The following is a 20,460-nucleotide window of genomic DNA, read 5'->3' on the forward strand; positions in this document are numbered from 1 at the left end:
CATCCCACGACGGATGGCGCAGCTCCATCGCCACGGGAATCCAGTCGGGCATCACAGTCAAGAAATGGTCAAGTCGTGCGTCGTCGCGTTGCATCGCCGGATGCAGCTGAACCAGCAGCGCTTCGCGGCGATCGCCCAGCGCGGTCCAGCACCGCTCGAACCGCTCTACCCACGGTTCAGGTGAACCCAACCGCCGGTAGTGCGTCAACCCGCGGTGCGCCTTGACTGACATGCCAAAGCCATCGGGCAGCCGCTCGCGCCAGCCGGCGAACGTAGCGTCCTTCGGCCAGCGATAGAAGCTGGCGTTGAGTTCGACGGTGTCGAATTCCTCGACGTAGTGACGCAGCCGTCTCGCGGCCGGCAGTTTCGGTGGGTAAAGCACTCCGGCCCAGTGGTCGTAGGACCAACCCGAGGTGCCAATTCGCACAGTCACCGGACGACTCAACCGACGACCCGTCGGCGGACGTCGTCATCGAGGGATGTCCGTACCAACGCGGCGGCCAACCTGGCATTAGCCCTCGGCGCAAGGGCGCCAAGCTTTTCCGGGTCGCTGGGCAAGCCAAGAGCCTTGGCGGTTCGGGTGGCACGTTTGTCGAAGTGCGGGCGGACCCAGGTCCAGACGTCCTGGACTTCGCGGAGAAAGATGTCGGCTCCGGTGTCTCCAATTCCCTTGAACTGCTTCAGCATTTGCTTGGCAGCCGCCACATTGTTGGATGTCCGTCGCGGGATTTCCCGCAAGTCACCGGAGTAGTCGTCGACGACGCGCTGAGCCATCTCGGTGAGCCTGGTCGCCGAGCTCTCGTCGTAGCGCACGTAGTGCGCACGACCGAACGCCTCGATCATGGTCTGGCGCTCGGCGTCGAGCACGGCCTTCGGTGTCTTGAGGCCGTCGCTGAACAATTCATGGCCGGCGCGCATGGCAATCGTTGCATCGATGGGCTTGCTGGCGAGCATGCACAGCACCAGAAGTTGAAAGAGCGGCATCGGTTTGTCGCCGATTCGGACGTCCGCCTCGGCGGCGTACGTCGTCCCGGCGACTTTCAGAAGTCGTCGAACCACCCGCTTGTGCTGGTCCATGGTTGACGGCGTACCCGCACCCAGGGTTCGCAAACGTGATGGTTACTTGGGTGGTAACCCTTGCGCGAACTCGACGCCGCGCGTCACCCAGGCGGTCAGCTGTCGTTTGGTTTTGACGCCGTCAGCGTCGACGCGGATCCACCCGCGGGCCTCACGACCAGCCATCACCATCGGGTTGACATGGGCTCGCGCCAAGAGCTTTTCGGTCTCATCCGGCGGTACCCGCACCAGGATTCCGCCCTGCTTGCTGACGGCCACGGACATGTTGCCGTTGATCAGGAACGCCAGGCCACCGAACATCCGCTTCTCCTCGACGCCACGGATAGGGCCCAGCAGTTCACGGATGCGATCGGCGAGGTCGGTGTCGTAAGTCATGCTCAGTCCAGGTCTACCCGGATGGTCAGCAAATCGCTACCCATCAGCCGGACCAGGGCGCTGTTGAGCCCGGGCAGCCCGCGTAACCGTTCGTTCACGTCATCGCCTGGCATGAGGTGGGCGGTGCCGGTGCGCCAGGTGCCGCGGATGCGCACCCGCACAGCGGGATTGGCCTTGATGTTGAGCACGTAGTGCGAATGCTCGCCATGCTCGGACACCATCCAGAATTCGTTGCCGATCACCCGGCCGCCGATCGCGGTACGACGCGGCTCACCCGACTTGCGCCCGGTGGTCTCCAGCATGGTCATCGGTGACCGTCGACCGACTGGATTGACCACCAGGCGCTGAGCCGTGTGAACGATGCGTCGTTTGAGCGTTTGCAGGTCGGTCATGCCCGCAGGCTATCCGACCTCAGGCGGCGGCGGTCACCTCTTGCGATGCCGGTTCCAATGCCTGGGCGACGATCTCGGCGACGTCGGTCATCGGCTTGACGTCCAAAGCCTCGAGCACCTCGGCGGGCACATCGTCCAGGTCGGGTCCGTTGCGCTGCGGGATGAACACCGTCGCCAGCCCGGCCCGCTGCGCGGCCAGCAGTTTCTGCTTGACGCCGCCGATCGGCAGCACCCGGCCGTTCAGCGTCACCTCGCCGGTCATGCCGACATCGGCACGGACCTGGCGTCCGGTGGCCATCGACACCAGCGCGGTCACCATCGTGACGCCGGCTGACGGGCCGTCCTTCGGGACGGCGCCCGCGGGTACGTGCACGTGGATCCGCCGGTTCAGCGTGGCGGGGTCGACGCCCAATTCCGCGGCGTGCGAACGCACATATGACAGGGCGATTTGCGCGGACTCCTTCATCACGTCACCCAGCTGACCGGTCAGCTGCAGACCGGGTTCGCCGTCGTTGGCGCCCGCTTCGATGTAGAGCACGTCACCGCCCAGCCCGGTCACGGCCAGGCCAGTGGCCACACCCGGCACCGCTGTGCGTTCGGCCGACTCGGGGGTGAAGCGCGGGCGGCCAAGGTAATCCACTAGATCCGGCTCGTCGATCGTCACCGGATCCTCAGCGATCTTCGTGGTCACCTTGCGCAGCGCCTTGGCCAGCAGCCGTTCGAACTGCCGCATGCCCGGCTCACGGGTGTAGTCGGCAGCGATCTTGCGCAGCGCCGCCTCGGTCACAGCGACTTCGTCGTCGGTCAGGCCGGCACGATCGCGCTGCCGCGGCAACAGGAAGTCCCGCGCGATGGCAACCTTGTCGTCCTCGGTGTACCCGTCGATCTGCACGAGCTCCATCCGGTCCAGCAGCGCCGAGGGGATGTTCTCGATGACGTTCGCGGTCGCCAGGAACACCACATCGGACAGGTCCAGATCCAGGTCCAGGTAGTGGTCCCGGAAAGTGTGGTTCTGCGCGGGGTCGAGGACCTCCAACAACGCCGCACTCGGGTCACCGCGGTAGTCAGAGCCCACCTTGTCGATCTCGTCGAGCAGCACAACGGGATTCATCGATTCGGCTTCGCCGATGGCACGGACGATCCGGCCCGGCAGCGCGCCGACGTAGGTGCGACGGTGGCCGCGGATCTCGGCCTCGTCGCGCACACCACCGAGTGCGACGCGGACGAACTTGCGGCCCAACGCTCGGGCAACGCTCTCGCCCAGGGACGTCTTACCGACACCGGGCGGACCGGCCAGCACCATTACGGCACCGGAGCCGCGACCGCCGACAACTTGCAGGCCGCGCTGTGCACGCCGGGCTCGCACCGCCAAGTACTCAACGATGCGGTCCTTGACGTCGTCCAGCCCGTGGTGATCGGCGTCGAGAATCTCGCGTGCGGCCTTGAGGTCGGTCGAGTCCTCGGTCCGGGTGTTCCACGGCAGGTCGAGCACGGTGTCCAGCCAGGTGCGGATCCAGCCGCCTTCGGGGCTCTGGTCGCTGGAGCGTTCGAGCTTCCCGACCTCGCGCAGCGCGGCCTCGCGGACCTTGTCCGGCAGGTCGGCGGCCTCGACGCGGGCCCGGTAGTCGTCGGAGCCTTCGGGCTCACCCTCGCCCAGCTCTTTGCGGATCGCGTTGAGCTGTTGGCGCAGCAGGAACTCCTTCTGCTGTTTTTCCATGCCGTCGCGGACATCCTCGGCGATCTTGTCATTGACCTCGACTTCGGCCAGGTGGTCGCCCGTCCAGTCGATCAACGCCGTCAGCCGCTCGGCGACATCCTCGGTCTCCAGCAGCTGGCGCTTCTGCACATCGGTCAGATACGACGCGTAACCGGCCATGTCGGCCAGGGCCGAGGGGTCGGTCAGCTTGTTGACCACGTCGACGAGCTCCCAGGCCTCACGGCGCTGCAGCATCGCCAACAGCAACTTCTTGTATTCGCCCGCGAGCTTGCGGGTCTCGTCACCCAGTTCGCTATCGGCGACCTCGGTCACCTCGACCCACAGCGCAGCACCTGGCCCGCTGGCGCCGGCGCCGATGTGGGCCCGCCGCTCACCACGCACGACGGCCGCGGTGCCGCCGCCGGGGACCCGGCCGACCTGCACGATCGTCGCGAGCACGCCGTAGGACGGGTAGCGGTCCTCGAGCCGGGGCGCGATCAGCAATGTGCCGGACTCGGTGGCACGCGCAGCGTCGACGGCCGCGCGAGCGGCGTCATCCAGGGCGATCGGCACCACCATTCCGGGCAGCACGACCGGATCGCTGACGAACAACACGGGCACCGATTTGGCTTCAGCCATCATTCCTCCAAAGTTAAGTCTGATGCGCTCAACCTGGATGGCCGCGGAATTGTTCCCGGTAAGTCAGGAGATGGTTGATTCGGCGGCGCGTGTGGCGGTCATCGCGCGGATCCAGTTGCCGCAAGCACGCAACGTTCACCGATTCTTTACCGTCGAGCCGCGGTGTGTTTCCATGTTACGGCCAGGTAACGCGCGAAGCTGGTGTCATGGTCGATATCTTGGTTGTCATCGGAATTGTCGGGTTCGTGGCCGCAATAGTGTCTGTGATCTTCGGCTTAGGGCGGGCGGACCGTCGCCGAGTAGATTTTTCCGGAGCCGTCGATCGTCACCGCACAGGAGTTAGTGCGTCGCCGCACCAACGGGGGTAGCGAGGGTAGCCGTGTCCCGATCCCGAAATCGGGGCGCGCCGACAAGCACCTCGGGGGTGGAAGTTCCAATGCTGGACCATCGCACCCCTGCACACTTCGAGGTGCAAAACCGAACTCTTCTGCTGGTCTGTCAGGCACTTGCCGGGGAAAGCCACGTTTTCGAGCTGCTCGCCAGTGAGATTCCAGCGCTGGAAAGTCCAAATCGTTGCAGGGGTTGATCACCACACACCCGCCCGAATCAAACATACATTCGAGTATGTCAGAACAGTCCGACACACCCCTCAGGCCGGTGGGTCGATCGGCAGCAGCCGTCGCAGTTGGGTCACGTGCTTCGGTGAGAGTTCCTCGAGGCAGGTGACGCCGAGCAGTTTCATGGTGCGCATCAGCTGGCCGGACAGGATTTCGACGGCCCGACTGACGCCGGCTTCACCGCCGGCCATCAGCCCGTACAGGTAGGCCCGGCCGACGAGGGTGCAGCGCGCACCCAGAGCGACCGCGGCGACGATGTCGGCGCCGGACATGATGCCGGTGTCGACGAGGATCTCGGTGTGCGCGGCGAGTTCACGCGCGACGACAGGCAACAGATGGAACGGCACGGGTGCCCGATCCAGTTGGCGGCCGCCATGATTGGACAACACGATGCCGTCGACGCCGAGATCCACCACTGCGCGCGCATCATCGAGGGTCTGAATGCCCTTGACGACGAGCTTGCCCGGCCACTGCGATTTGATCCACGCCAAGTCATCGAAGGTCAGGCTCGGGTCGAACATCGTGTCCAGGTATTCGCCGACGGTGCCCGACCAGCGATCCAACGACGCGAACGACAGCGGCTCGGTGGTCATCAGGTCGAACCACCAGTGCGGTCGCTGCGCCGCATCGAAGACCGTCCGCAGCGTCAACGCCGGCGGAATCGACATCCCGTTGCGGACATCGCGCAGTCGCGCGCCGGCAACTGGGACATCGACGGTGGCCAGCAGGGTGTCGAAACCGGCCTCGGCCGCCCGCCGCACCAGTGCCATCGAGCGGTCTCGATCGCGCCACATATATAGCTGAAACCACTTGCGGCCCGGCGGCTCAGTGGCCGCTACGTCCTCGATCGAAGCGGTTCCCAACGTCGACAGCGAAAACGGGATGCCCGCCGCCGCGGCGACTCGGGCGCCCGCGAGCTCGCCTTCAATGTGCATCAACCGAGTGAAGCCGGTCGGCGCTATCGCGAACGGCATCGCGACGTGCCCGCCCAGCACCTGCCAATCGGTGCGGGCAGCGCTGACGTCGCGCAGGATCGTCGGGTGAAACTCGATGTCGCGAAAGGCTTGTCGCGCACGGCGCAGCGAAATCTCATCCTCGGCTGCGCCGTCGGTGTAATCGAATGCCGCCCTTGGCGTTCGCCGTTTGGCGATGCGCCGCAGATCATGGATCGTCTGAGCATCGTCGAGCCGGCGCTGAACACGGTCGAACCGGGGCTTGCGAAAGCGGATCAGCGGCGCGAGGTCGCGCGCCTTCGGTATCCGTCGTTTGACCACTGTGTCACGGTAGGTCTTATGCAATCCGCAAGCGACCCCTTTGATCTGCAGCGTTTCGTTGATGCGCAGGAGCGGGTGTACCCGACTGTCCTCGACGAGCTGCGCGCCGGCCGCAAGCGCAGCCACTGGATTTGGTTTGTGTTCCCGCAGATCGCCGGCCTAGGCAGCAGCGCCACTGCGGCCAGGTACGCGGTGTCCTCACTCGACGAAGCCCGCGCCTACCTCCGCCACGACGTTCTCGGGCCGCGGCTGCACGAGTGCACCCGGCTGGTAAACGCCGTGCAGGACCGCTCGATCGGCGAGATCTTCGGGTCACCCGATGACATGAAGGTGCGCTCGTCGATGACGTTGTTCGCCCACGCGACCGAGGACAACGGCGATTTCGTCGAGTTACTGGCCCGCTACTACGCCGGCAACGAGGATCCGTTGACGCTGCGGCGTCTGACTTAGGCCTGCCGCAGAATCCGCCAACCATGCGGCTCGACGGAGATCGCATCGACGACCTCTTGCGGCGGCGCTCCGCTTCCGGCGATCACCTCGGCCGGGCCGGAGTCCAGATGCACCCGCAGCGGGGCATCGTCGATGTTGAGCGCGACGATCAATGCCTGCTCATCGTGACGGGTCTGGTAGACGTACTGCCGGTTGTCCAGCCGCAGCGCCGACGTCGACGCGGCGTGCAGCCACGGGTGCCGTCGGCGGAACCCGATCAGGTATTGGTGCAGCGACCAGACCTCCACCCCGCGGGCGTCCAGCTGCACTGGGGGAGAGCCGAATTCGGGCCGTACCGCGTCGTCTCCGCCGAACCGTTCCTCCTTGATCCCCTGGTAGCCGAACTCGTCGCCGGCGTAGATACTAGGAACGCCGCCAACGGTCATCAGGATGACCAGGGCGTGGGCCAGGTGCTCGCGACGCTGCAGCTGGCTGACGATACGCGTCACGTCGTGATTGCCGATGAAGGTCAGCGGCGCAAAGCTTTCCACAAACTCCGTATGTCGCCGCAGAGCATGGTCCACTTCAAAGAAGTTGCCGTCGTTGAGGCCGCTCCAGATCGCCTTCCACAGCTCGTACTGGGTGGCCGAGTCGAATCCGGTTTCGCGGACCACTGCGGCATAGTCACCGTGAATCAGCTCCCCGACGAACCACGCGTCCGGATGCTGCTGACGAACCTTGGGCAGAACTGCGGTCCAAAACTGCTGTGGCACAGCGTAAGCCGCATCCAGCCGCCAACCGTCAGCCCCGCGGCCCAACCAGTGCGCCATGACGTCAGCGGTGTACTCGACGACCTCGGGATTGTCGTGGTTCAGCGTGAGCAGTCCGTCATGGCCTTCGAAGGTCTGGATCCTGCCCGGCCGGCCGCGAAACCAGCGCGCCGCGGCGTCGTCGTTTGTCGCTTCGCGATGACGCTGAAAATCGACGCCGACGTGGTTGAAAACCCCGTCGAGCAGCACCCGCAGACCCCGCCGCCGCGCTTCAGCGATCAGGTAGTCGAAATCGTCCTCGTCGCCGAGTCGCGGATCGATCCGGTAATGGTCGGTGGTGTCGTAGCCGTGGGTGCGTGAGGCGAAGATCGGCCCGAGCGCGATCCCGGACGCGCCGAGCGTGATCGCGTGATCGAACCACTCGGCGATGCGCCGGAGTCGGTGCTCATGGGGATCGGGCGGAACGCTCGCGGGAAACGCGCCGACGAATCCCAGCGGATAGACATGCCACCAGATCACATGCTCGACCCAGGCGGGGGCGGTCACCGTCGGTACCTGACCACGTAGAGCGCTTTGATCTCCTCCTCGAGTTCAGGCGCTGGACCGTCGACCACGGCCCTGGGCGCCACCGAGCGAACCGGCAGCATGACAACCGGCGGTGCCGGTGCGTCCCACTCGATCAGCCAGTCGGTCAGCTGCATGTTGGACGTTGCGTACACGATGCGCCCCAGTCCCGCCCATGCATGCATGGCCGCACACATCGGGCAGTGCTCACACGATGTGTACAGGGTGGCCCGAATACGTTGCACCGGAGCTAGATTAGCGACAGCCCAGCGGATCACGCCCAACTCGGCGTGCAGGGTCTGATCGTCGTCGGTGACGCGGTTGTGATCCTCGTACAGTGTCTGCCCGTCGGCGCCGACCAGCATCGCACCGAAAGGGCCGTGTCCGGCTTTCAGTGCGATGCCGGCAAGCTCGGTGCAGCGCCGCAAGTGCTGCAGATCGACGTCGCTGACGACCACAGACCCGAAGTCTACGGACTCCGATCTACCCGGCGGTCGCCAACGTTTGGGCAGTGGTGATCGCCTGCGCGACCCCGGTGACGATCGCGGCGGCCTTCAACGCCTCCAGGATCGCTTCGCGGTCGACGCCGGCCTCGCGCAAGTTGTGCTCGTGGGCCGTCACGCAGTGCGAACACCCGTTGATCGAGGACACCGCGAACGACCACAGCTCGAAATTCGTTTTGTCCACGCCCGGGTTACCGATGATGTTCATCCGCAGACCGGGACGAAGGTCGTCGTACGTGCCGTCCAGGAAGCCGCGACCGCGGTAGAAGACGTTGTTCATGCCCATGATCGACGCGGCGCCCAACGCCGCCTGGTAGGCCTCGGCTGACAGGATGTCGGCCGCCTCGGCCCCAATTTCGGTCAGCACCTGGGTATTCCGCGTCGCCGCGGCACTGGCCAGCAATGTGCCCCAGAGCTGTTCTTCATTCAGAACCGTACTGCGGCTGATCGACCCAAGATTGAGCTTGAGGTCCTTGGCGTAGTCGGGCAGTGCGTCTTTCAGATTGTCGACACTCATCAGATCCTCCGATCAGGCCGATGCCTTGAGCAGTTCGCCGGCGTCCAGCGTGGGGTCACCCTTACGCCAGTTGCACGCGCACAACTCGTCGGACTGCAGGGCGTCGAGCACACGCAGCACCTCGTCGACGTTGCGACCCACCGAACCGGCGGTCACCGAGACGAATTGGATATCGTTGTTGGGGTCGACGATGAACGTGACGCGATCGGCCACACCCTCGTTGTTGAGCGCCCCGGTGGCTTCCACCAGTTCGCGCTTGAGGTCCGAAAGCATCGGGAACGGCAGCTTCTTCAGGTCGTCATGCTGTGCGCGCCACTGAAAGTGCACGAACTCGCTGTCGACCGAGACGCCGAGCACCTGGGTGTCGCGGTCGATGAATTCGTCGTTCAGCTTGCCGAAGGCGGCGATTTCGGTCGGGCACACGAAGGTGAAATCCTTCGGCCAGAAAAAGACCACCCGCCACTTGCCTTCGAAGTCGCCACTGGAGATCGTGGTGAAGTAGTCCTCGGGCTGTTGTGCGTCGACCTTGGAGAGGTCGCCACCGATCAACGCCGTCAGCCGGTAGGCCGGGAACTGGTCGCCAATAGTCAGCAATGCCATGTCGCTCCTCCACTAAAATTGGATTTAGTCCAGAATTCTGCTGCCACCATCCTGCCGGAACGACACTTTGAACGAAAGGTGATCTTTCCCACTACACTGATCGGTATGACCGATAAGAGTTATCAGCCGACGATCGCCGGACTCCGGGCCTTCGTCGCGGTCGCCGAGAAGCAGCATTTTGGCAGTGCTGCAACAACTCTCGGGGTCAGCCAATCGACACTTTCGCAGGCATTGTCGGCACTGGAGACCGGTCTCGGGGTCCAGTTGGTTGAGCGGTCGACCCGCCGCGTATTCCTCACGACGGAGGGGAGGGCGCTGCTGCCGCAAGCGCAAGCGGTGATCGAGGCCGCGACAGCGTTCACCGCCGCGGCCGCCGGGTCCTCGGACCCGCTGCTGGGCACCATCCGGCTGGGCCTGATCCCGACGGTGGCGCCATACATCCTGCCCACGCTGCTGGGCGGGTTGGCCGATCGACTGCCTGGGCTCGCCTTGCGGGTGATCGAAGATCAGACCGAACGGCTCTTGATCGGGCTGCGTGAAGGTTCGGTGGACGCCGCATTGATCGCGCTGCCGGCCGAAGCCAGCGGCATCACCGAAATCCCGATCTACGAGGAAGATTTCGTGCTCGCTCTGCCGCCGGGACATCCGCTAGCCGGCAAGCGACGAGTGTCGCCGACCGCGCTGGCCGAGCTGCCGCTGTTACTTCTCGACGAGGGCCACTGCTTGCGCGACCAGGCACTCGACGTCTGCCGCACCGCGGGTGTGCGTGCCGAACTCGCCAACACCCGGGCGGCGTCGCTGGCCACGGCGGTGCAGTGCGTGACCGGCGGGCTGGGCGTGACCTTGATCCCGCAGAGCGCGGTGCCGGTGGAAACTGCGCGTAGCCGCCTGGAACTGGCCTACTTCGCCGCACCTCGCCCCGGACGGCGCATCGGGTTGGTGTTCCGATCGTCCAGCGGCCGTGAAGGGCCGTACCGGCAACTGGCCGGGCTGATCGGCGAGCTACTCGCGGACGACCAGCTGGTACGCCCGGCGGGTAGCGACGGCGACCCCACCACACCGCCCGAAGTGAACGTGTTCTAGTTTCGGGAGATGCTGGACTTCACGAAGGAGAACATCAGCTCCGAGGAGGTCGAACGGCTGCGGTCGGTCTATGGCCCCTTGGCTGAATCCGTCCGGGAATTGATCGACGCAACGGTCAGAACGGAGATGGACGCCGTTGCGGTCGCGGCGGCCAAAGCCGAGATCGATTCGGCCACCGCACGTTTGCGCCAAAAGCAGACCGACGGCAGCTTCGGTGTGCGCTATCTGGCCAGTGGCGAGCGGATGGCGTGGGGAAACGCCGTCATCGGGCTGCGCAACCCGATCGCGCCACCGGTGGAGATCCGTCACGACGCCACCGGTAAATCCGTGTGCGACTTCCATCTGGGCGCCGCCTACGAGGGACCACCCGGCCACGTCCATGGCGGTGTGGCCGCACTGGTGCTCGATCACCTGCTGGGGGAAGCGGCCAGTGATGGCATCAATCCGCGCCTGACCGGGACGATCAGCTTCCGCTATGTGCGGGCCACCCGACTGGGCCGGCTGCACGCCGAAGCGACGAACACCCACACGGATGGCGTGAAGACCTACGCCGTCGGCCACCTCGCCGACGACGAGGGGATCACCGTCGAGGCCGACGGTGTATTCATCCAACCGCGCTGGGCGCGCGACCGCTCGGAATAGGTTTCGGTCATGGAAAAAGTAGTCGCGGTGCTCATGGCGGCCGATCGTGACGAGGACTGGTGTCAACGGCAGCGGGGATCCGTCGCCGAGGCGATCCTCGCACTCGGCGTTGCCGGGCTGACCGTCAATGTCCGCGATGCGGCCGTGACTCATTCGATGATGACGCTGACCACGCTCGATCCACCCGGGGCCGCCGTGGTCAGCATGTGGACGCAACAGTGCTACGGCGACCAGACCGCCGCGGCGCTGCAACTGCTGGAGGATGAGTGCAATCAACTCGCGGCCTATCTGGTCACCGAGTCGATTCCATTACCGGCGCCCCTCGAACTAGGCAGCCGTACAACAGGTTTGGCTAACATTGCGTTGCTGCGCCGGCCGGCCGAGCTGGACCAGGCGAGTTGGTTGCAGCGCTGGCAACATGACCACACGCCAGTGGCGATCGAGACTCAGTCCACGTTCGGTTACACGCAGAACGCGGTGGTGCGTGCGCTGACTCCGAGTGCCCCGCCGCTGGCGGGCATCGTCGAAGAGCTGTTCCCGGCCGAGGCGATCACCGACCTGAAGGCCTTCTTCGGCGCGACCGACGACGCCGACCTGCAGCAGCGATTGTCCCGAATGGTCGCCAGCACAACGGCATTCGGCGCGAACGAGAACATCGACACCGTGCCGACTAGTCGCTATGTGCTGAAAACGCCCTTCCACAGCTGAGGAGACACCAGTGATACTCCAGGTCGACGATCAGAACCGGGTACGCACGCTCACCCTGAACCGGCCCGACGTGCTCAACGCGTTCAACGAGGCGCTTTACCAAGCCACCGCCGAGGCGTTGCAGGCGGCAGCCGAAGACCCCGACGTCGCTGTCGTGCTGTTAACCGGTGCCGGACGCGCCTTCAGCGCCGGCAATGACCTCAACGAGATGCAGGCGCGCATCACCGATCCCGAAATGGCCAATCAGGGATCGCATTTCACCGCGATGATCAACGCGCTGACCCAGTTGCCCAAACCGCTGATCTGCGCCGTGAACGGCGTCGGCGTCGGGATCGGCACCACCATCCTGGGTTACGCGGACCTGGTATTCATGTCGGCGACGGCCCGGCTGAATTGCCCGTTCACCAGCTTGGGCGTCGCGCCGGAGGCGGCTTCGTCGTACCTGCTGCCGAAGTTGATCGGCCGCCAGAACGCCGCCTGGCTGCTGTTGTCCTCGGAATGGGTGGGCGCGCACGAGGCGTTGGCGATGGGCATGGTCTGGAAGGTGTGCGAACCCGAGGATCTGCTCGCCGAGGCCCGTAGGCACGCGGAAATCCTGGCCTCCCGGCCGATTCCGAGCCTGATCGCGGTCAAGCAATCCATCGTCGAACCCACGCGCCCTGACATCGCTGCAGCGACCGAACGCGAAAATGCGCATTTCGCAGAGCTTTTGGGCGGGCAGGCCAATGCGGCGGCCCTGGCGGATTTCACCGCCAGGCGAGGCAACTAAGCGTTATGAGCGGGTCGGCTGCAACCGCGCGGCGGCCTCGATGATGGCCCGCAGTGTGCGCCGGCACCGTCCGCAGTCAAGACCTGCGCCGCATGCTGCGGCGACCTCTTTGGAGGTCGAGGCCCCACAGGCGACCGCGTCGGACACGGTCTGGCTGGTCACCCCTTCGCACAGGCAGACGTACATCAGCGCACCTCCGCGATCCGAGACTCCGACAAGCGAACAGCCGACATGTTAGTGGAGTCTAACCTAACCTGCTTCGTGAAGGCTAACCTAACTTTCCTACGGCGTCAGACCGGAGTCCCGCTTTTATGTACGCAAGTTTGCCGCAGCAGTGGGCGCCGAGTCATCGAAGGGCGTTTACAGCCCCGCCGATCCGTCTCGGCAATTTCTCCACCGACAAACGTCGAATAGGAAGCTGATTCACTCAGCAAAGGATTGCATTACTTAGGGAACGCTGACCTGAGTGAGTATTACCTTCGGTGACAAGGCTTTTGGCCTGCGGTAACGTGGCCCCGACACGCGCTGCGGCGACCTAGACGAGGAGTGACAGTGGAAGGCGATCCCGACGTTTTGCGCTTGCTGAATGAGCAATTGACCAGTGAGCTGACCGCGATTAATCAATATTTTCTGCATTCCAAGATGCAGGAGAATTGGGGTTTCACCGAGCTGGCGGGCCACACCCGCGCCGAATCGTTCGATGAGATGCGGCATGCCGAGGCGATCACCGACCGCATCCTGCTGCTGGACGGGCTGCCGAACTACCAGCGGCTTTTCTCGTTGCGCATCGGTCAGACGCTGCGTGAGCAGTTCGAGGCCGACCTGGCGATCGAATACGACGTGCTGAACCGTCTCAAGCCCGGCGTCATCATGTGCCGCGAGAAGCAGGACTCGACCAGCGCCTTCCTGCTGGAAGGCATCATCGCCGACGAGGAAAATCACGTCGACTACCTGGAGACCCAGCTGCAGCTGATGGACAAGCTCGGCGAGGAGCTGTACTCGGCTCAGTGTGTTTCGCGTCCGCCGACGACGGGTCAAGCCGGCGGCTGAGCGGGTATAGGCGCTCGGTATGACAAGAGCGCAGACCACGGCAGACCCCGACACCAGCGGCGCATTGGTCAGTCCGCAGCGCCGGAATTTCGTCTTCCTGGCGATCGTGCTGGGCATGCTGCTGGCGGCGCTGGACCAAACCATCGTCGCCACCGCACTGCCGACGATCGTCGCCGATTTGGGTGGGGCGGGCCATCAGTCGTGGGTCGTCACCAGCTATCTGCTCGCCTCGACGATTGCCACCGCGCTGGTTGGCCGGCTCGGTGATCTGTTCGGCCGCAAGACGATATTCCAGGCGGCGGTGACGTCCTTTGTCGCGGGATCGGTGTTGTGCGGGCTCTCGCAGTCGATGGCGATGCTGGTCGGCGCCCGGGCGCTGCAGGGGATCGGCGGCGGTGCCATCACTGTCACGGCCACCGCGCTGATCGGCGAGGTCATTCCGCTACGGGATCGCGGCCGCTATCAGGGCGCGTTGGGTGCGGTATTCGGTGTGACCACGGTGATCGGCCCATTGCTGGGCGGCTATTTCACCGACCACCTGACCTGGCGGTGGGCGTTCTGGGTCAACGTGCCGGTCTCGATCGTGGTCTTCTTCGTTGCCGCCGCCGCGATCCCGTCGCTGGCCGCACGCGGGAAGCCGGTCATCGACTACGCCGGCATCCTGTTCGTCGGCCTGGGCGCGACCGGCCTGACCCTGGCCACCAGCTGGGGTGGCACCACCTATCCGTGGAACTCGCCGACGATCATCGGTCTGTTCGCCGCCTCTGCGGCTGCGCTGGGTATCTTTGTCTGGGTCGAAAGCCGTTCGTCTGGGCCGGAATCCGCGCCCATCCTGCCGACTCGGCTGTTCGCCAATCCGGTCTTCGCCGTGTGCTGCGTGTTGTCGTTCGTGGTCGGCTTCGCGATGCTGGGCGCGCTGACCTTCTTGCCGACCTACATGCAGTTCGTCGACGGGGTGTCGGCGACGACATCGGGTTTGCGCACACTGCCGATGGTCGCCGGGATGCTCTCGACGTCGATGGGCAGCGGTGTCCTGGTGGGCCGGACCGGGCGCTACAAGATCTTCCCCGTCGCCGGAACGGCGTTGATGGCCCTCGCGTTTCTGCTGATGTCCCGGATGGACCCGTCCACATCGGCACTGCTGCAATCGGTTTACCTGTTCATCCTCGGCGCAGGTATCGGGTCGTGCATGCAGGTGCTGGTGCTGATCGTGCAGAACACGTCGAGTTTCGAAGACCTCGGCGTCGCCACATCGGGAGTGACGTTCTTTCGCACGATCGGCAGTTCATTCGGTGCGGCGATCTTCGGCTCGCTGTTCACCAATTTCCTGCATAGCCGGCTCGGTCCGGCGTTGGCGGCGAGCGGCGCATCCCCGGCAGCCGCGAATTCGCCTGAGGCGCTGCACCGGCTGCCACGCGCGGTCGCCGCGCCGATCGTCAGCGCCTACGCCGCGTCGCTCACCCAGGTGTTCTTATGCGCGGTCCCGGTCGCGGTCGTCGGATTCGTCCTGGCGCTGTTCCTCCGCGAGGTTCCGCTGCGGGATATCGGCAACAACGCCGCCGACATGGGTGACGGGTTCGCGATGCCGACCACGCAGACGTCAGAGGAGATGCTGGAAACCGCGATCGGACGCCTGATGCGCGGCGAACCGGGTATGCGGTTGCGCAGCATCGCCATGCGGCCCGACTGCCGGCTCGACGTCGCCGATTTGTGGGCTTTGTTGCGTATCAACCGGCATCAGCGGGCATTGGGGATCGCTCGGATCACCGACATCGGCGAGCAGTTCGGGATTCCTTACGAGGTCCTCGAACCAACCTTCGATCGCCTAGTCCGCGCCGGTTATGCGCAACGTGACGTCGACCGGTTTTGGCTCACCCCGGCCGGTACGCGGGAAGTCGACTTCGTCTCGTCGCTTCTGCAGGGCTGGGTCATCGACAAGCTCACCCGCTCACCGAATTTCCAGGGCCGACCCGACCGCGCTCAAGTCGAGGCTGCGCTCAACCGGATCACTCACCGGATCGTCGCGCAACCGGACTGGGACGACCAGCGCCCACGGTCGATCACCGCCGCCGGCGAAGCTCCCGGGCAGACCGTTTCGCCATGAGCCGAGTGGCCGAAAAGGTTTGGCGCCATCGCTTCCTAGCGCCAGCGGCCATCTGGATCAAGGCACTACAGCCGAGTTCAGAAGGGCGTGGCGGAACCCACCAGGCCGTCTATGACCGGGTCGAGCAGGGCACCAAGGCCAAGGGGCGCCAACAGGTCCGCGTCAAGGCCGGAGGCCAGATCGCCAAGCACGTCCGTCGGTAAGCCCAAGGTGTTAAATGCGCTGGGGTCGAGTGACCCGATCAAATCGCTGACCGGATCCGCATCGAGCACACTTGCGGCGCCGGAGGGCAGCGAACTCACATAGCTGTCAACGCTCGGGTCGAGAGCGTCACCAAGTCCGCTGGGCCCCAACAGGTAGGTGTCGGTGTAGTAGCCGAAAAGGCCAAGCGGGTCAATGGGTGCCCCCGAAGAAGCGTCAAACGCGGTCGGATCGAATGCCGCGATAAAGTCGCTGAGCGGATCCGCATCAGTCGCGGGTGGGGGTCCCACCACGATCGTACCCACCCAGGTGTCAACGGTCGGGTCGAGAGGGTCACCAATGCCGCTGGGCCCCAACAGGTAGGTGTCGGTGTAGTAGCCGAAAAGGCCAAGCGGGTCAATGGGTGCCCCCGAAGAAGCGTCAAACGCGGTCGGGTCGAATGACCCGATGAAGTCGCTGAGCGGATCCGCATCGGTGATATCGGCGCGGGCCGCGGGTGCGTTGCCCATGCTGATCGACGCGGCAATAAGGGCGGCGCCGACGGCCGTGCCACAACTTAGCGCTATGCGGCGAGCGTTGCGACTCATGTGCGAGTGTCCAATCCGGGTATGTGTCGATGTCGATGCGCATTGGGTTGCAGCCCAATTCCGGCGTCTCGCACGTGGCGGGTCGCCGACCGCCCGAGCCTATCTCAGAAGACGTTGGTTATGTATATGAATTTTGAATGCGCCTGAGTTTCTATTAGTGAAAACTTAGGTTGCATTCAGGGAAAGCGTGGCGCAGGGTAGCCCACCAAGGGCGAGGGGCACCACCATCGCTCGTCGCCGGAGTATCCAAGGGCCACGTTGCCGCGCAACAGGTTTCGGTCGAAGAAGCCTCCGGACCCGCAATTAGGGATGCGGTGTGCAGGGTTCCGTCCGGCCCGTGAGAACGGGCATTTTATACATGTCTAGAAATCAAATAGAATTCGACGCATATCTAACGTTCAGGTATCGGAGAGGTGGCGCCATTTATTAATCGACATGACCAGAATGGTTGCTAACGCTACGCCTCGACGAGCGCCTCGAAGCGCTTCGGGGTTGCGGGACACGACAGCCGGAGGCGTACCATCTCGCCATGAGCCGCATCGGAACGTTCCCTGACGACGACCTCGCAGGCTGGGTCCTGAAATCCCCCGACTTGGGCAGCGCGATCGGCGCGTTCGCCAACGCGGTCTACGGCAAGAACCGGTTGCCGATGCGGACCCGCGAACTCGCGCGGACGGTCATCGCCCACGAAAACGAATGCGAAGTGTGCGTCAACACCCGCGACGCCGACGGACCCGCCGCCGGTGTCGACGAAGAGCTCTACGACCACGCGCGCGAGTGGCGAACCTGGCCCGGATACAGCGACCAGGAGCGGTTGGCCGCCGAGTTCGCTTACCGATTCGCCACCGAGCACACGAAACTGCGCGATGACGAAGACTTCTGGGCCCGCTCCGGCGAACACTTTTCCGAAGAGCTGCTCGCCGACCTGGCACTGTCGTGCGCGCTGTGGATTGGGATGGGACGCGTGCTGCGGACCCTCGACATCGGCCAGTCCTGCCAGCTCACCCTGCCAAGCCGGGTATGACCGACCAAGCCCGGTAGCCCTGGCCAACTCCGGCTCCCCGGGACATGACGACCACACCGCTCGCCGCCGCGGCCATCGCCCAACTCGAGGCCGAAGGGGTCGACGCGGTCATCGGCACAGTCGTCAATCCGGCCGGCCTGACCCAGGCCAAGAGCGTGCCGATCCGCCGGACCAACGCCTTCGCCGATCCGGGCTTGGGCGCCAGTCGGGTGTGGCACGGCTTCGCCATCGACCAGACCGGCATCGCGTTCACCGAACACATCGGGGTGGTGGGTGATGAGCGGATTCGAATTGACCTGTCCGCCATGCGGATTCTCGGCGACGGGCTGGCCTGGGCACCCGGCTCGTTCTTCGAGCAGGACGGTACACCGGTTCCAGCCTGCAGCCGCGGAACCCTGATTCGGGTCGAGGCGGCCCTCGCCGAAGCTGGACTCCAGGCTCTGGTCGGCCACGAGATAGAGTTCCTGCTCGTTCAGCCGGACGGCCACCGACTGCCGTCGACCGAATGGGCGCAGTACGGACTTGCCGGTGTACTCGAACACGAAGCGTTCGTTCGCGACGTCATCGCGGCGACGTCGGTGTCCGGCGTCGCAATCGAGCAGTTCCACCCCGAGTACGGGGCCAATCAATTCGAGATCTCGCTGACACCGCAATCACCGGTCGCCGCGGTCGACCAGCTGGTGCTGACCCGAATCATCATCGGCCGCATCGCCCGTCGCTACGGCGTCCGAGTCAGTCTGTCACCAGCGCCGTTCGTCGGCAGTGCCGGATGTGGTGCCCACCAACACTTCTCACTGACCAACTCAACCGGCCCGCTGTTCTCCGAAGGAGCGGGCACTAACGGTATGACGAGCAAGGGTGAAAGCGCGGTCGCGGGATTGCTGCATGGGCTGCCAGAGGCGCAGGGGATGCTGTGCGGGTCGATCGTGTCCGGGTTGCGACTGCAACCAGGAAATTGGGCCGGCGCCTACGTCTGCTGGGGCACCGAGAATCGAGAAGCGGCCCTGCGGTTCGTCGTCGGCGGGCCCGGCAACCCGTACGGCGGCAACCTCGAGGTCAAGGTCGTCGATCCATCGGCCAACCCGTACTTCGCGACAGCCACCATCCTGGGTTTGGCGCTGGACGGCATCACGCAGAAAGCCGTTCTGCCCGCCGAGACCAAGGTCGACCCGGCAGCACTGAGCGACGCGGAGCGCAATCGCGCCGGCATTAGCCGACTGTCCACCTCGCAGGCACACACCATTGCGGCACTGGATAATTCGCAACTACTGCGCCGCATTCTCGACGATCCGGCCGTCGACGTCGTGGTCGCGGTCCGGCGATTCGAGCACGAGCACTACGCCCACCTCAACCGCGAACAATTGGCCGACAAGTTCCGGATGGCTTGGAGCGTGTGACGATGTCGGCTCTGGCGGAGCATATCGCCGGCGTTCCGTTGATCGACCAGCACGCGCACGGCTGCTGGCTGTCAGCGGGGGATCGGTCACGATTCGAGAATGCACTCAACGAGGCCAACGTGGAGCCGCTCGCCGACTTCGACTCGGGATTCGACACGCAACTGGGCTTCGCCGTCCGTGCGCACTGCGCTCCGTTGCTCGGTCTGCCTCAACGCGCTGAGCCGGAGGACTATTGGGAACGCCGCAGTCAGCACACCGAAGCCGGGCTGGCGCAGATCTTTCTGCGCGCAGCCGGCGTCAGCGACTGGTTGATCGACACCGGGTACGCCGATGGCGTCGCGGACGTGCCACAGGTCGCCGAGGTGTCCGCGAACCGCGCGCATGAGGTGGTTCGCCTCGAACAGGTGGCCGAACAGGCCGCGGATTCCCCAAGTGACTATGCAGGTGCATTCGAACAAATCCTGAGACGGCGTCTTAAGACGGCCGTGGGAACCAAGTCCGTCCTGGCTTACCGCGGCGGTTTCGACGGCGACCTGACCGAGCCGTCGGCGACCGAGGTGGCGTCCGCGGCCGCCCGATGGCGCGACGAGGGCGGTCGTCGACTCACCGATCGAGTACTGCTGCGATTCGGTCTGCATCAGGCGCTGCGAGTGGGCAAGCCGTTGCAATTCCATGTGGGTTTCGGCGACCGGGAGTGCGACCTGCACAAGGCTAACCCGTTGCTGCTGCTCGACTTTCTGCGTCAGTCCGGCGATACCCCGATAGTGCTGCTGCACTGTTATCCCTTCGAGCGGGAGGCCGGATATCTGACCCGGGCGTTCAACAACGTCTACCTCGACGGCGGGCTGAGCATCAACCACCTGGGCGCGCGGTCGCCGGCATTCATCGCCCGGCTGCTGGAGCTGGCGCCGTTCCGAAAGATCGTCTACTCGTCAGACGGATTCGGCCCAGCGGAGTTGCATTACCTCGGTACCAGGTTGTGGCGCAATGGGATTCAGCGCGTGCTGGGCAGATTCGTGGATGACGGTGACTGGAGTGAGATCGACGCCATACGCGTCGTCGATCTCATCGCCCGCCGCAACGCCGCCCGTATCTATCGGTTGGACGATGCCTGAATAGGTATAAACGCCGTTCCAGGCGGGTATAGGTTCGAGCATGTCGACCCTGGGCGATCTCAAGGACTGGATGCGCGAACAAGTCGCGTCGCGGGTCCCGAAAGCCGACCTCGACCAACGGGACCCCGACTACATCCGCGACCAACTGCCCGGAACATGGCTGCTGGCGTCGTTGTATTTCCGGGCCGATGTGCAGCACCTCGACCGGATCCCTGCCGACGGGCCGGTGCTGCTGGTCGGTAACCACAGTGGCGGCAACGTCCCTCCCGACACCTTCGTCTTCACTCTCGCGTTCTGCTCCTACTTCGGCGTCGAACGGCCCTTCTA

General features: G+C 64.7%; 22 protein-coding genes and 1 pseudogene. 11 read left to right on the forward strand and 12 right to left on the reverse strand.

Translation table 11 applies throughout. The annotated features are described in order from the left end of the window. The 6 genes from VGH54_RS23005 to VGH54_RS23030 form a co-directional block, all read right to left on the reverse strand. Positions 1-433, reverse strand: a 433-nt coding sequence (locus VGH54_RS23005; protein ID WP_331514411.1) for a DUF72 domain-containing protein, incomplete at its 3' end; no start/stop codon positions are given. 8 nt (positions 434-441) lie between these two features. Further along, positions 442-1,077 (reverse strand): endonuclease, encoded by a 636-nt coding sequence (locus VGH54_RS23010; RefSeq protein WP_331514412.1) that lies wholly within the window; start codon positions 1,075-1,077, stop codon positions 442-444. 42 nt (positions 1,078-1,119) lie between these two features. Continuing rightward, a complete protein-coding gene (locus VGH54_RS23015; protein WP_331514413.1) occupies positions 1,120-1,452 on the reverse strand; it encodes a TfoX/Sxy family protein in 333 nt (110 codons plus the stop codon). 2 nt (positions 1,453-1,454) lie between these two features. Further along, positions 1,455-1,844 carry a nitroreductase/quinone reductase family protein gene (locus tag VGH54_RS23020; RefSeq protein ID WP_331514414.1) on the reverse strand — a complete coding sequence of 130 codons (390 nt, stop codon included), beginning with the start codon at positions 1,842-1,844 and terminating at the stop codon, positions 1,455-1,457. Between the two features lie 19 nt (positions 1,845-1,863). Continuing rightward, the gene (gene lon / locus VGH54_RS23025) at positions 1,864-4,179 is read right to left on the reverse strand and encodes an endopeptidase La (RefSeq protein ID WP_331514415.1); all 2,316 of its coding nucleotides are present in this window, start codon (positions 4,177-4,179) and stop codon (positions 1,864-1,866) included. A 649-nt stretch (positions 4,180-4,828) separates the two neighbouring features. After that, a complete protein-coding gene (locus VGH54_RS23030) occupies positions 4,829-6,070 on the reverse strand; it encodes an alpha-hydroxy acid oxidase (protein WP_331514416.1) in 1,242 nt (413 codons plus the stop codon). Positions 6,071-6,088: 18 nt separating this feature from the next. Here VGH54_RS23030 and VGH54_RS23035 point away from each other — a divergent pair, with 18 nt between their 5' ends. Continuing rightward, positions 6,089-6,520, forward strand: a complete 432-nt coding sequence (locus VGH54_RS23035) for a DUF1810 domain-containing protein (RefSeq protein ID WP_331514417.1) — start codon at positions 6,089-6,091, stop codon at positions 6,518-6,520. Here the strand turns inward: VGH54_RS23035 and VGH54_RS23040 are convergent. The 4 genes from VGH54_RS23040 to VGH54_RS23055 are packed head-to-tail and all read right to left on the reverse strand — an operon-like array spanning position 6,517 to position 9,453. Further along, positions 6,517-7,815: an alpha-amylase family glycosyl hydrolase gene (locus VGH54_RS23040; protein ID WP_331514418.1), complete on the reverse strand. Its 1,299-nt coding sequence runs from the start codon at positions 7,813-7,815 to the stop codon at positions 6,517-6,519. The genes VGH54_RS23035 and VGH54_RS23040 overlap by 4 nt on opposite strands. Continuing rightward, positions 7,812-8,291 (reverse strand): nucleoside deaminase, encoded by a 480-nt coding sequence (locus VGH54_RS23045; protein ID WP_331514419.1) that lies wholly within the window; start codon positions 8,289-8,291, stop codon positions 7,812-7,814. The genes VGH54_RS23040 and VGH54_RS23045 overlap by 4 nt, the downstream gene beginning before the upstream one ends. Positions 8,292-8,316: 25 nt before the next feature. Continuing rightward, positions 8,317-8,853 carry an alkyl hydroperoxide reductase gene (locus VGH54_RS23050; protein WP_331514420.1) on the reverse strand — a complete coding sequence of 179 codons (537 nt, stop codon included), beginning with the start codon at positions 8,851-8,853 and terminating at the stop codon, positions 8,317-8,319. A gap of 12 nt (positions 8,854-8,865) precedes the next feature. Then, a complete protein-coding gene (locus tag VGH54_RS23055) occupies positions 8,866-9,453 on the reverse strand; it encodes a peroxiredoxin (RefSeq protein ID WP_331514421.1) in 588 nt (195 codons plus the stop codon). 105 nt (positions 9,454-9,558) lie between these two features. Here VGH54_RS23055 and VGH54_RS23060 point away from each other — a divergent pair, with 105 nt between their 5' ends. Genes VGH54_RS23060 through VGH54_RS23075 form a run of 4 tightly spaced genes read left to right on the forward strand, consistent with a single transcriptional unit; the run spans position 9,559 to position 12,655 of the window. Beyond that, positions 9,559-10,536, forward strand: a complete 978-nt coding sequence (locus tag VGH54_RS23060) for a hydrogen peroxide-inducible genes activator (RefSeq protein WP_331514422.1) — start codon at positions 9,559-9,561, stop codon at positions 10,534-10,536. A gap of 9 nt (positions 10,537-10,545) precedes the next feature. Then, on the forward strand, positions 10,546-11,178 hold the full coding sequence (locus tag VGH54_RS23065) for a PaaI family thioesterase (protein WP_331514423.1): 633 nt from the start codon (positions 10,546-10,548) through the stop codon (positions 11,176-11,178). Positions 11,179-11,187: 9 nt separating this feature from the next. Then, positions 11,188-11,886 (forward strand): EthD domain-containing protein, encoded by a 699-nt coding sequence (locus VGH54_RS23070; protein ID WP_331514424.1) that lies wholly within the window; start codon positions 11,188-11,190, stop codon positions 11,884-11,886. Between the two features lie 10 nt (positions 11,887-11,896). Further along, positions 11,897-12,655, forward strand: coding sequence for an enoyl-CoA hydratase/isomerase family protein (locus VGH54_RS23075; protein WP_331514425.1), 759 nt, complete (start codon positions 11,897-11,899; stop codon positions 12,653-12,655). 3 nt (positions 12,656-12,658) lie between these two features. Here the strand turns inward: VGH54_RS23075 and VGH54_RS23080 are convergent, their stop codons facing one another. Next, positions 12,659-12,841, reverse strand: coding sequence for a (2Fe-2S)-binding protein (locus VGH54_RS23080; protein WP_331514426.1), 183 nt, complete (start codon positions 12,839-12,841; stop codon positions 12,659-12,661). A 366-nt stretch (positions 12,842-13,207) separates the two neighbouring features. Between VGH54_RS23080 and bfr the strand changes: the two genes are divergently transcribed. Together bfr and VGH54_RS23090 are read left to right on the forward strand one after the other, a co-directional pair. Further along, positions 13,208-13,705, forward strand: coding sequence for a bacterioferritin (gene bfr, locus VGH54_RS23085; RefSeq protein WP_331514427.1), 498 nt, complete (start codon positions 13,208-13,210; stop codon positions 13,703-13,705). A gap of 19 nt (positions 13,706-13,724) precedes the next feature. Then, on the forward strand, positions 13,725-15,809 hold the full coding sequence (locus tag VGH54_RS23090) for an MDR family MFS transporter (protein ID WP_331514428.1): 2,085 nt from the start codon (positions 13,725-13,727) through the stop codon (positions 15,807-15,809). A gap of 77 nt (positions 15,810-15,886) precedes the next feature. Here the strand turns inward: VGH54_RS23090 and VGH54_RS23095 are convergent, their stop codons facing one another. Further along, positions 15,887-16,519, reverse strand: coding sequence for a hypothetical protein (locus VGH54_RS23095; protein ID WP_331514429.1), 633 nt, complete (start codon positions 16,517-16,519; stop codon positions 15,887-15,889). 607 nt (positions 16,520-17,126) lie between these two features. Between VGH54_RS23095 and VGH54_RS23100 the strand changes: the two genes are divergently transcribed. From VGH54_RS23100 to VGH54_RS23115, 4 genes and pseudogenes are all read left to right on the forward strand, one after another. Then, complete coding sequence (locus VGH54_RS23100; protein ID WP_331514430.1) at positions 17,127-17,621, forward strand: carboxymuconolactone decarboxylase family protein; 495 nt, start codon at positions 17,127-17,129, stop codon at positions 17,619-17,621. A gap of 44 nt (positions 17,622-17,665) precedes the next feature. Then, positions 17,666-19,018, forward strand: a complete 1,353-nt coding sequence (locus VGH54_RS23105) for a glutamine synthetase family protein (protein ID WP_331514431.1) — start codon at positions 17,666-17,668, stop codon at positions 19,016-19,018. 2 nt (positions 19,019-19,020) lie between these two features. Next, positions 19,021-20,133, forward strand: coding sequence for an amidohydrolase family protein (locus VGH54_RS23110; RefSeq protein ID WP_331514432.1), 1,113 nt, complete (start codon positions 19,021-19,023; stop codon positions 20,131-20,133). A 40-nt stretch (positions 20,134-20,173) separates the two neighbouring features. Beyond that, positions 20,174-20,460: pseudogene (locus VGH54_RS23115) on the forward strand (glycerol acyltransferase); the annotation flags it as partial.

The sequence above is a fragment of the Mycobacterium sp. genome (genome assembly GCF_036488105.1).
Lineage (GTDB): Bacteria > Actinomycetota > Actinomycetes > Mycobacteriales > Mycobacteriaceae > Mycobacterium.